This is a genomic window from Thiohalocapsa halophila (assembly GCF_016583825.1).
GTDB classification, from domain to species: domain Bacteria; phylum Pseudomonadota; class Gammaproteobacteria; order Chromatiales; family Chromatiaceae; genus Thiohalocapsa; species Thiohalocapsa halophila.
Genome location: NZ_NRRV01000104.1, coordinates 1 through 11,360, shown reverse-complemented (window position 1 = coordinate 11,360; position 11,360 = coordinate 1). Strand labels below are relative to the sequence as shown.

Genomic DNA, 11,360 nt, shown 5'->3' with positions numbered 1-11,360 from the left:
GGACAGCGCACGCAGTTCCTCTATCGGATGGTGCAGTTCGCCGATGCCATCGGCAAGCCGATACAACTGCTCTACTTTCCGCCTTACCACAGCAAGTACAACCCGATCGAGCGCTGCTGGGGCATCCTCGAACAACACTGCAACGGCGCCCAACTGCTCGATGCCGACACCATGCTCGAATGGGCCAAAACCATGACCTGGAAAGGTCTTCACCCCGTCGTGAACCTTTCACGCGAGGTCTACGCCAAGGGGGTCACCCTAACCAACAAGGCCAGGCGCGAAGTCGAAGCGCGGCTGCTGCGCAACCCCGATTTGCCGAAGTGGGATATCCTCATCCGACCCGCCTGCGCTCCCGCATGAGCGGTATAAAATTTTCTGGAAACCGCCTAAGCATGGCGGGCCGTGCTGGCCCGCAGGGACTACGCCGATGCATCGGCGTTTCCCCTAACCCTGTCTGCGCAGCCGCCAGCACCGGTGGATGTGCGGGTTACGGCGGAAGTCGCGGGGGATGGTGGCGTCGCTGATGTCTCCGATCTGGAGTCCACCGTGCGCGGCCAGGGCGTCGCTGTCCAGCCGGAAGCGGCGTCGGTTGGTGGAGAAGATGAGCTCGCCGTCGGGGGCGAGCAGTTCGATGGCGGCGCGGAGCAAGCCCACGTGGTCGCGCTGCACGTCGAAGGTCCCCTGCATGCGCTTGGAGCTGGAGAAGGTCGGCGGGTCCAGGAAGATGAGCCCGAAGCGCCCGCGGTACGCGCGTGCGTTGGCGAGCCAGGTCAGGCAGTCCGCCTGGATCAGCTGGTGGTCGCGGCCGGTGAAGCCGTTCAGCGCCAGGTTGCGCCGCGCCCAGTCCACATAGGTGCGGGACAGGTCCACGCCGGTGGTGGAGCGGGCGCCGCCGGCCGCGGCGTGGACGCTGGCGCTTGCGGTGTAGCAGAAGAGGTTCAGCACGTGCCGGTCGCGCGAGCGCTCGCGCACCAGCCGGCGTGTGTCGCGGTGGTCCAGGAACAGGCCCGTGTCCAGGTAATCCGCGAAGTTCACCAGCAGCTGGAGCCCGTCCTCGGTGACCCTGTGGAATTCCCCGACGTGGCCCTGGCGCTCGTACTGGGCCGCGCCGCGCTGGCGTTGGCGCACCTTGAAGAACAGGTCCTGCTCCGGCACCGCCAGCACCTCGGCGATGACGCCCATGGCCTCGCGCAGCCGGCGCCGTGCGGCCCTTGGGTCCACGTCCGCCGGCGGGGCGTATTCCTGCACGTGCACGAAGCGCCGCTCCGGGGTCTCGGGCTCGGCGGAGGTATAGATGTCGACGGCGAGGGCGTACTCGGGCAGGTCCGCGTCGTAGAGCCGCCAGCAGCTGATGCCCTTCGCCCGCAGCCACTTGGCCAGCGCCTTCTGGTTCTTGCGCAGCCGGTTGGCGAGCATCTGGGCGCCCGGGCCGCGCTCGGCGGCGGGCAGCGGGCGCGGGCGGTCCGAGACATGGGCCTCTGGGCGCACGCGGAAATGCAGCAGCCGGCACTCGATGGGGCCGTTGTAGAGGGTGTGGAAGCGCGCCGCTCGCAGCCCCATGACCTTGCCCAGGTCCGGGTTGCCGGTGAGCACCGCGGCGCGCCAGCCGTCGAAGCGCTCGCGCAGCACGGCGCCGAGGGCGGCGTACAGGGCCGGCAGCTCTGAGTCAGCGCCGAGCCGCTCGCCGTAGGGCGGATTGGTGACCAGGAGCCCCGGGGGCTCGCCCGCCGCCGGCACGCAGTCGCCCAAGGCCCGGCGCTCGAAGTGCAGATGCCCGCCGAGCCCGGCGCGGGCGGCGTTGGCCTGGGCTGCGCGCACCGCCTGCGGGTCCTGGTCCGAGCCGCGGATGCCGAGTCCGCGGCGGCCCAACGCGGTGCGCCCAGCCGCGGTGAGCCCAGCCGCGCGGCGCGCGCGGGCCTCCGCCAGCAGCTCCGCCCAGGCCGCCGCGTCGTGTCCGGCCCAGCCGGTGCAGCCCCAGTGCACACCGAGCTCGCTGCGCAGCAGGCCGGGGGCGATGTCGGCGGCCATGAGCGCGGCCTCGATGGGCAGGGTGCCGGCGCCGCACAGCGGGTCCAGCAGGCCGCCGCCTTCGGCTGCGATTTCCGGCCAGCCGGCGCGTAGCAGCACGGCGGTGGCGAGGCTCTCCTTCAGCGGGGCGGCGCCTTCCCGGGCGCGCCAGCCGCGGCGGTGCAGCGGGTCGCCGGCGAGGTCCAGGGACAGGGTCGCGTGGTCGCGGAAGATATGGCAGCGCAGGGCCACATCCGGGCGCGCGGTGTCGACATCGGGCCGCGGCAGGCCCAGGGCGCGGAACTGATCGACAATGGCGTCCTTCACCTTGAGGGCGCCGTAGTGGCCGTTGTCGATGCCCGAGCGCACGGCGTCCAGGTGCACCGCCAGCGTGCGCCCGGGCGCCAGGTGATCCGGCCAATGGATGTCCTGGACCGCCGCGTAGAGGTGCTCGGCGTCCGGTGCGTCGAATTCGGCCAGCGGCAGCAGTACGCGGCTCGCGACCCGTGACCAGACGAGCACCCGGTAGGCGTCTGCGAGGCCGCCGCCGAAGCGCACGCCGGCGCGGGTCTCCTTGGCGTCTGCGATGCCCATGGCGCGCAGCTCCTCCGCCAGCAGGGTCTCCAGGTTGCGCGCGGCGGTGGCGAAGAAGCCCGGCGTCGTCCCTGCCCGGGCCGGCTCGCCCCGTGGTTTGGCGTCGCTCACGCGTCCACCGCCTTCACGGTGTTGGGCAACTGCTCCAGCGCAACCTCGGCAAAGGTCTCCAGCGCCGCCCGGCGCGGGAAGCTGCGGCGGAACACCAGGGAGATGCGGCGCTTTGCGTCCGGCAGGTCCAGCCGCCGGGCAATGATGCCGCTGTCGGTCATCCAGCTGCCGCGGATAGCCAGCGCCGGCACCAGGGTGCAGCCGAAGCCGGCCCCCACCAGCTGCAGCAGCGTCTCCAGGCTCGCGGCGCGCAGGTCCGCCATCTCGCCGGTGCGCGGGCGGTCGGCGAGCTTGCAGACCTCCATGACCTGGTTGCTCAGGCAGTGTCCTTCGGAGAGCAGCAGCAGGTCGATGGACTCCAGGTCCGTCTGGGTGATGTCGTCCTTGTCGTAGAGCGGGTGCTTGCGCGGGTGCGCCAGCCAGAAGGGCTCGTCGAACAGCGGGATGCTGGTGAGATCCGGGTTCGGCGTCGGCGTCGCCAGCAGGGCGGCATCCAGCTCGTGCTGGTCCAGGCGGCGCAGCAGGGCCTCGGTGGTCTCCTCGAACAGCACCAGCTTCAGCTGCGGGCAGCGGCGCTTCAGCGGCACCAGCACCAGCGGCATCAGGTAGGGGCTCAGCGTCGGGATGGCGCCCACCCGCAGCGGGCCGGCGAGGGGGTCTTGGTGGGCGCGGGCCACCTGCTCGATGGCGTCCGCCTGCTCCACCAGCAGCCGCGCATGGCCGAGGATCTCCTCGCCGATGGGCGTGACCTCCACCGAGCGGTTGGTGCGCTCGAAGATCACCACCCCGAGCTGGTCCTCCAGCTTCTTGATCTGCCCGGACAGGGTCGGCTGACTGACGAAGCAGCGCTCGGCGGCCTTGCCGAAGTGGCGGGTCTCCGCCACGGCGAGGATGTACTTGATGTCCCGGAGGTTCATGAACTGCGATTGCTGTGCTAAAGCTACTGGTTAAGACCACACGGATGTTAAACCAATCTGCAAAGCGATCGCGGTCACGGCGCATGCCCGGGCCCCGTTCCGGGAGACGGACATGAAGCACCCGGCCCGGGTCTACGTCATGATCGACCAGTCCACGCCCATTGCGGGCGAGGTGGCGGGGCTCGGCTGCGGCGTGGTCTCCGACGACGCCATCGGCGCCCTTCGGGGATCTGCACTAGTTGGCGTGCACCCTGAACTGGGTGTGGGTGGCGGCGCGGTTCCCGGTGCGCATCGCGCTCGAGGACCCGCCGGACCCGAGGCCTGGGGGCGCTTTCGCCTGGCCACCGATGACAGCCAATTCCGGCTGAACGACAGTGGAGCCCTGGTCACGCCGCTGGAGCAGACCGGCGTGCTGGTGGTGGTGACCCTGCCGCTGTCGGACGGCGGCCTGCGCCGGAGCCGATTGCGGAGCGCCTATTCCCGGGTGCGCGGGGTCCAGGCGGAGGTCGCCGCCGTGCGCGACGCCGCGGCCCGGGAGATTGCGGCCGCCTATGCGGCCCTGCGCACGGCGCTGGCGGCCCATCGCAAATCTCATCGGTGGGCGTCGGTTGGGCCGACGGTAGGAGGCCGGACAATCAGGTGGCTACAACCAGCGCGGTGTCGGGCGTCATGGTTCAACCCGACCTTCGATCTGCGCTGCTTGCCCGCTCACTGGCTGTCACCGAACAGGAGGCCGAGGTCGAGGGCGATCTCCTCGAAGGGCGGAACGCGCACCGTCAGCGATGTCTCGTCCGGCCCTTCGGCCGTGAAGACGGTACGGTAGCGGCCGGCGTCGAGGGCATGGGCGATCAGCGCAGGCTCCTTCGGGTCGATGATCCAATAGAAGGGTACGCCGGCGCGCTGGAGGCGCAGGAAGTGGGTCAGCGTGTCTTTGCGCTCATGCCCGGGGGACAGGATCTCGCAGACCCAGTCCGGCAGGACGCTCATGACACCGGCAGGGCGCTGCGGCAGGCGCTCTTTGCGCCAGCCGGCGAGGTCGTGACTGGGACAGTGGCTGTCGCTGTAGCGCACACTGATCTCGGGCACGATCCACCAGCCGCCGGGACCTTGCCCCCGCACGAGCGGAAATGCCTGGCCGAGCAGGCCGGTTTGGACCAGCCCGTGCTCGAAGCGGGTCATCGGCCGTTGGACGATTGCACCATCGATCAGCTCGACAGGCTCGTCCCCGGGCCAAGCCATCAGGTCGTCGACGGTGTGCAGGCGCTGCGCTTCCATTGGCTTCGTGGTGCAGGCACGCGAATTCGCTCGTAGCCCCGAGTCTACGCGAGGATCTCAGCGCAGGCATGTTGCCCCGCGCGCTGCTCGACCTGGATTCGGCATTCGAGCTGGGCTTGCCAGGATCAAGGTCAGGATCAAGGTCAGGCTCAGGGCAGCGCCGCGCCGTCCATCAGCCACCGCAGCAGGGCGTGGTGCACGGCGTGGCCGTGCCAGGCCGCAAGCCGCTGTCCGGGGCGGGCGTTGACCAGGGCCACCACCACCCAGCGCCGGCCGTCGGGGTCCAGCACATAGCCGGCAAGGCAGCTGGCGTCGCGCAGGGTGCCGCTCTTCATGTGGGCGCGGCCGGCGATGGGCTCGCTTCGCATGCGCTTGGTCAGGGTGCCGTCCATGCCCATGACGGCCATGGAGGCCATGAGCTCCGGCATCCAGGGCTGGTGATAGGCCCAGGCGAGCAGCTCGCCGAGGCTGGCCGCGGCGAGGCGGGTGTCCCGCGACAGGCCCGAGCCGTTGTCGACCATGAGCTCCGGGAAGCCGAAGCCGTGCTCGCCGAGCCAGGCGTCCAGCGCCGCGCGGGCCTTCTCCTTGCTGCCCGGCGCACCGGCATGCTCGGCGCCCAGGGCCAGGAAGACCAGCCGCGCCATCAGGTTGTCGGACCATTTGTTGATCCGCCGCAGGACGTCATGCAGGGGCTTGGAGTCGACCCTGTGGAAGACCTCGGCCTCTGCGGGCGCGGGCGCCGCCAGCACCCGACCGTCGATGGTGCCGCCGGCCTCGCGCCAGAGGGCGTCGAAGGCGCCGGCGGCATGCTCTTGCGGGCTCAGGATGAGCCGCGGGATGCGCTCGTCGGCGCAGTCGCCGGCGAAGCTGCCGGTGACGGTGAGCTTGGGGGCCGACGGCGCCGCGTCCGGTGTCGCTGCTGCGGCCGCGGGCGTGGCGGCAGGTAGGGCGAGGGTCTGCGCCGGCGCGGGCTCCGGCGGGCCAATGTCGCCGGCGCCCGGCATGTCGGCGCCTGAGGTGTCGGCGGCGGCGATGGTGTCCCCGGTGTCGGCCGCCGCGGGGTCGTCAAAGCGCACGCTGAGCCGATGGTGGCGCCCGCGGCAGGGCGCCTGGATCAGCTCGGCGTTGTTGTCGATGGTCAGCTGGCTCAGCGGCGGGTCCGTGTAGACGCCGACGCCGCCGCGGGCACGGTCGTTGTAGAGGACGATGTCGGTGACTTGGCGGTTCAGGCTCAGCGCCGCCGGCAGGGCGTTGTAGCTGCGCTGGGCGGCGCCGTCGAAGTCGCCGCGCTCGGCGGTGGGCGCCGCCAGGTGGCTGTTGTCGAGGATGACGTCGCCGGCGATATGGCGGATGCCCTTGGCACGCACCGCCCGGATCAGCCCGGCGAAGGCCTCGGTGCCGAGGTAGGGGTCGCCGTAGCCCTTGATGCCGAGGTCGCCCTCCAGGGTGCCGGCGATGATGTCGCCGCTGATGAGCACCTCGGTGCGCCAGCGATGCTCCGGCCCCAGCAGGTCCAGCGCGGCGATACTGGTGACGAGCTTGATGGTGGAGGCGGGGATGCGCGCCCGTGCGGCGTCCACCGCCAGCAGGGGGCGCTCGGCATCCACCCGGCGCACGTAGGCGCTCACCTGGCTCGGCTTGAGCGTCAGCTCGGGCAGCAGGGCGGCGACTGCCTGCGGGAGCCGGCCGTGGGGCTCGGGCGCGGCGGTTGCCTGGATCGCGCTGGGTGCGCTGTCGCCGGCGGCGGTATCGCTCTTCGCGTCGTTGGGCTCTGCCGTAGCGCTTGCGCCGGCTAAAACGCTCGCTTGGGCGAGCGCTGCGGTGAGTCCCAGTGCCGGCGCGAAGCTCGCGGGTCTGCGGCCCGGCGCGCGGCGTCCCAGCGGCGCTGACGGCGCGGGCAGATCGGTGTGCTGCGATCGCGCCATGGTGCCCGGCTTCTGCGCCTCGGCGCCCTCAGTCGGCCGTGTCGCCGCCGCTGTGGTGCGTGCCGGCGTCGTCGGCGACAGCCGAAGCGCCGGTCGCGGGGGCGTCCGTGGCGGGCCCGGTGTCGGCGACGTCCGGCTCGTGCACCATCACCACGCCCGCCAGCGGCGGCAGGGCGATGGGGATGGAGTTGGGACGGCCCATCCAGCTCACGGGCTCCGCGTCGACGCCGCCCCGGTTGCCGACGTTGCTGCCGCCGTAGAGCTCGGCGTCGGAGTTCATGGCCTCGCGATAGTAGCCGGGCAGGGGCACGCCGATGCGATAATTCTCCCGCGGCACCGGGGTGAAGTTGAAGGCGCAGCAAACGACCCTTTTACCGTCCTTGGACTTGCGCAGATAGCTCAGCACGGACTGGCTGGAGTCGTGGCAGTCGATCCACTCGAAGCCCGCGCTGTCGAAGTCCACCTCATAGAGCGCCGGCTGCGCCTGGTAGAGCCGGTTCAGGTCGGCGACGATCTGCTTGATGCCCTGGTGCTGCGGGCGCTCCAGCAGATACCAATCTACCTCCGCGTCGAAGTTCCACTCCTGACCCTGACCGAACTCGCAGCCCTGGAACAGGAGCTTCTTGCCCGGGTAGGTGAACATGAAGGTGTAGAGCAGCCTGAGCGATGCGAATTTCTGCCAGGCGTCGCCGGGCATCTTATCCAGCATGGACTTCTTGCCGTGCACGACCTCGTCGTGGCTGAAGGGCAGGATGAAGTTCTCGGTGAAGGCGTAGAGCAGCCCGAAGGTGAGCAGATCGTGGTGGTAGTGGCGGTAGATGGGATCCTTCTCCATATAGGAGAGGGTGTCGTGCATCCAGCCCATGTTCCATTTCATGCTGAAGCCCAAGCCCCCCAAGTAGGTGGGGCGGGAGACCTGCGGCCAAGAGGTGGATTCTTCCGCCACCATCAATGAGCCCGGGTGCTGCTCGTGGGTGACGGTATTGAGCTGACGCAGGAAGTCCACGGCGTCCAGGTTCTCGTTGCCGCCGTACTTGTTCGGGATCCACTCGCCGTCTTCGCGCGAATAATCCAGATAGAGCATGGAGGCCACGGCGTCCACGCGCAGGCCGTCGATGTGGTATTCCGCGAGCCAGTAGAGGGCGCTGGAGAGGAGAAAATTCTTCACCTCGTGGCGGCCGTAATTGAAGATCAGTGTGCCCCAGTCCCGGTGCTCGCCCTGGCGTGGGTCGGCGTGCTCGTAGAGTGCGCTGCCGTCGTACTTGGCGAGCGCCGTGGTGTCGCGCGGGAAATGGGCCGGCACCCAGTCCAGCAGCACGCCGATATCGCGCTTGTGCAGCTCGTCGACGAAGGCCCGGAAGTCGTCCGGGGCGCCGAAGCGGGCGGTGGGTGCGAAATAGCCCGTCGCTTGGTAGCCCCAGGAGGCGTCCAGCGGGTGCTCGGTGATGGGCAGCAGCTCGATGTAGGTGAAGCCCATCTCCTCGCAGTAATCCGCCAAGCGCGTGGCGATCTCGCGGTAGCCGAGAAAGCTCCCATCGGCCTCCCGCTGCCAGGAGCCCAGGTGGACCTCGTAGATGGACATGGGGCTGTGCTGCCAGTCGCGCTTGGCGCGGGCGGCGAGCCATTGGGCATCGCCCCAGCGGTAGGTACTGGGGGCGGTCAGGATGCAGGCGTTCTCGGGGCGCTCCTGGAAGGCGTTGGCATAGGGGTCGATCTTCACATGCAGGTTGCCGCCGCCGTCGCGCAGCTCGAACTTGTACAGCGCGCCGGGCGAGAGGTCCGGGATGAACAGCTCCCAGACGCCGGAGCCGCCGCGCACGCGCATGGGGTGCACCCGCCCGTCCCAGTCGTTGAAGTCGCCGACGACGCTGACCCGGTGGGCACCCGGGGCCCAGACCGCGAACTGGAAGCCCTCGATGCCGTCGACGGTGCGGCGGTGGGCGCCCAGGAACCGATAGGCATGCCAATGGCGGCCCTCGCCGAACAGGTGCAGGTCGAAGTCGCCCAGCTGGGGGCCGAAGGTGTAGGGATCGCAGCGGCTGCCGACGCGGCCCTGGCGGTCGTACCAGGTGATGCGATAGTGGGTCTGCTGCGCCAGCTGATCGGCAGGGCCCTCCCAGACGAACAGGTCGGTGCCCGATACGCGCTCTAGGTCGATGCCGGCTTCGTTGATACGCGCGCGCTCCGCCTGCGGCAGAAAGGCACGCACCGTGGCGGTGTCTTTGTCGAGGTCGTGCCGGCCGAGCACCGCGAAGGGGTCGTAGTGGCGGGCTTCGACGATACGCAGGAGCGGCTCGGGCAGGGATGAGGAGGGGGTAGGACCGATGGGCATGGGGACTTCCGTTGGCGTATCTTGTGCGGATTCGGCTGCGGCTGCGCGGGGCCGTTTCGGTGACTGGCAATGCTACCATGCGCCCTGCGTGGGTTGCCGGGGCGGGCCGGCGGGCGCGGCGACAGGCGGTCCCTGCGGCGGCCGCGGTTGTGTCCGGCGAGGGCAGATGGCTGCTCGTGCGTCTAATGCCGCGGCGACCCGCTGCCGGCGCCGCCGGGGATGCGCGGCAGCCCCCACAAGCGACCCCACGAGGTGACCCATGCCGGATGCCGGACCGCGTTTCGTCAGCCGCCTGACCCGTAACACGCTGGCGCTGATTCTGGCCGGGGGCCGCGGCTCGCGCCTGAAGGACCTGACCCGCTGGCGTGCCAAGCCGGCGGTGCCCTTCGGCGGCAAGTTTCGCATCGTGGACTTTCCGCTTTCCAACTGCATCAATTCCGGCATCCGGCGCATCGGTGTGCTGACGCAGTACAAGGCGCACTCGCTGATCCGCCACATCCAGAAGGGCTGGGGCTTCCTGCGCGGGGAGTTCGGCGAGTTCGTGGAGCTCTGGCCGGCGCAGCAGCGGGTCGCTGAAACGGCCTGGTATGCCGGCACCGCGGATGCGGTCTTCCAGAACCTGGACATCATCCGCAACCATGATCCGGAGTACGTGCTGATCCTCGCCGGCGATCACGTCTACAAAATGGACTACGGCACCATGATCGCCCACCACGTCGAGACGGGTGCGGACCTCACCGTCGGCTGCCTGGAGGTGCCGACGGAGGGCGCGCGGGCCTTCGGTGTCATGGATGTGGACACCGAGGGTCAGGTGCGCGGCTTTGTGGAGAAGCCCGCCGCGCCGCCGGAGCTGCCGGGTCAGCCGGGTCTAGCGCTGGCGTCCATGGGCATTTACGTCTTCAACCGGGATTTTCTCTACGAGCAGCTGATCCGCGACGCCGACCAGCCTGGCTCCAGTCGGGACTTCGGCAAGGACATGCTGCCCTATGTCATCGAGCACTACCGGGTCATGGCCTACCCATTCCGTGATCCGAAATCCGGGGACCAAGCCTACTGGCGCGATGTCGGCACCGTGGATGCGTTCTGGGAGGCCAACCTGGAGCTGATCGGGGTGACGCCGCCGCTGAGCCTCTACGACGATCACTGGCCCATCTGGACCTACCAAGAGCAGCTGCCGCCGGCGAAGTTCGTCTTCGACAGCGACGAGCGCCGCGGTATGGCGGTGGACTCCATGGTCTCCGGCGGCTGCATCATCTCCGGAGCCACGGTGCGCCATTCGCTGCTCTTCTCCAGCGTGCGGGTGAACAGCTACTCCTATGTGCAGGACTCGGTGGTGCTGCCGAACGTCGAGATCGGCCGCAACTGCCATATCCAGCGGGCGGTGATCGACCGCTGGTGCCGCATCGCGCCGGACACCACCATCGGCTATGACCGCGCCGCCGACGAGGCCGCGGGCTTCTACGTGAGCGAGGGCGGCATCACGCTGGTGACGCCGGACATGCTGGGACAGCAGATCAACAGAGTGAGATAGAGCTCATGGCGTAAGCGAAGCGCAGTCCACCAGCTTACGGGCGGCCCCGGGGTGGACTCCGCTGTCGCTGGTGCATCCTACTGCTTTAGGGCCAGGGACAGGCGCCCGACTCGTCTGCCGCCGACGACTATGCTTCCTCAGCCCTCAGCCCTCAGCCCTCAGCCCTCAGCGCTTCTCGGGGCCGCGGAGCCACGGTCTCTGCGCACGGCGGACGCAATTGGGTACCATCGGGCATTCGCTTGGCCAGGGAGCTGTTATGTCCCCCGATCTGCTCGACCGGCGCCGCGCCGGCCTGCTGCTGCACCTCACCTCACTGCCCGGCGCCGGTCCCTTCGGCGACCTCGGCTGGGAGGCGCACAACTTCGTCAACTTCGCCGCCGACTGCGGCTTCACGCTCTGGCAGATGCTGCCGGTGGGCCCGCCTCAGGGGAGTCTCTCGCCCTACCAGACCAGCTCGGTGCACGCCGGCTGGGATCAGCTCATCGGGCTCGATCCGCTGGTGCAGGACGGCTGGCTCGATGCCGCGCCGCCGGCCCCCTATCCCATCTTTGACATTTTCCAGCGCGGATTTTCGGTAAGTCATTGATCGAAAGTACACGAGCGGGAAGCGGCCATCAGTAAAGTCAAAGACTTGCGGTTTTGGCGCTGAAAGTAGTGCCATATTCGTC

At 69.4% G+C, this 11,360-nt stretch carries 8 protein-coding genes; 3 read left to right on the top strand and 5 right to left on the bottom strand.

What is annotated here, in order from left to right:
• On the top strand, positions 1-360 hold a 360-nt coding region (locus tag CKO31_RS23975; RefSeq protein ID WP_200242702.1), incomplete at its 5' end, for an ISAzo13-like element transposase-related protein.
• Between the two features lie 84 nt (positions 361-444).
• Here CKO31_RS23975 and rlmKL read toward each other — a convergent pair.
• From rlmKL to glgB, 5 genes are all read right to left on the bottom strand, one after another.
• The gene (gene rlmKL, locus CKO31_RS23970; protein WP_200242699.1) at positions 445-2,712 is read right to left on the bottom strand and encodes a bifunctional 23S rRNA (guanine(2069)-N(7))-methyltransferase RlmK/23S rRNA (guanine(2445)-N(2))-methyltransferase RlmL; all 2,268 of its coding nucleotides are present in this window, start codon (positions 2,710-2,712) and stop codon (positions 445-447) included.
• Positions 2,709-3,629, bottom strand: coding sequence for a LysR substrate-binding domain-containing protein (locus CKO31_RS23965; protein ID WP_200242686.1), 921 nt, complete (start codon positions 3,627-3,629; stop codon positions 2,709-2,711). The genes rlmKL and CKO31_RS23965 overlap by 4 nt, the downstream gene beginning before the upstream one ends.
• Before the next feature lie 708 nt (positions 3,630-4,337).
• A complete protein-coding gene (locus tag CKO31_RS23955; RefSeq protein WP_200242681.1) occupies positions 4,338-4,904 on the bottom strand; it encodes a Uma2 family endonuclease in 567 nt (188 codons plus the stop codon).
• Positions 4,905-5,053: 149 nt separating this feature from the next.
• The gene (gene dacB / locus CKO31_RS23950; protein ID WP_200242679.1) at positions 5,054-6,829 is read right to left on the bottom strand and encodes a D-alanyl-D-alanine carboxypeptidase/D-alanyl-D-alanine endopeptidase; all 1,776 of its coding nucleotides are present in this window, start codon (positions 6,827-6,829) and stop codon (positions 5,054-5,056) included.
• 28 nt (positions 6,830-6,857) lie between these two features.
• Positions 6,858-9,161 carry a 1,4-alpha-glucan branching protein GlgB gene (glgB, locus tag CKO31_RS23945; RefSeq protein ID WP_200242676.1) on the bottom strand — a complete coding sequence of 768 codons (2,304 nt, stop codon included), beginning with the start codon at positions 9,159-9,161 and terminating at the stop codon, positions 6,858-6,860.
• Positions 9,162-9,420: 259 nt separating this feature from the next.
• On the opposite strand from glgB, the gene glgC reads away from it, so the two are divergent.
• Both glgC and CKO31_RS23935 read left to right on the top strand, forming a co-directional pair.
• On the top strand, positions 9,421-10,692 hold the full coding sequence (glgC, locus tag CKO31_RS23940; protein WP_200242673.1) for a glucose-1-phosphate adenylyltransferase: 1,272 nt from the start codon (positions 9,421-9,423) through the stop codon (positions 10,690-10,692).
• Between the two features lie 256 nt (positions 10,693-10,948).
• A complete protein-coding gene (locus CKO31_RS23935; protein WP_200242671.1) occupies positions 10,949-11,278 on the top strand; it encodes a 4-alpha-glucanotransferase in 330 nt (109 codons plus the stop codon).
• The last annotated feature ends 82 nt before the right edge of the window (positions 11,279-11,360 follow it).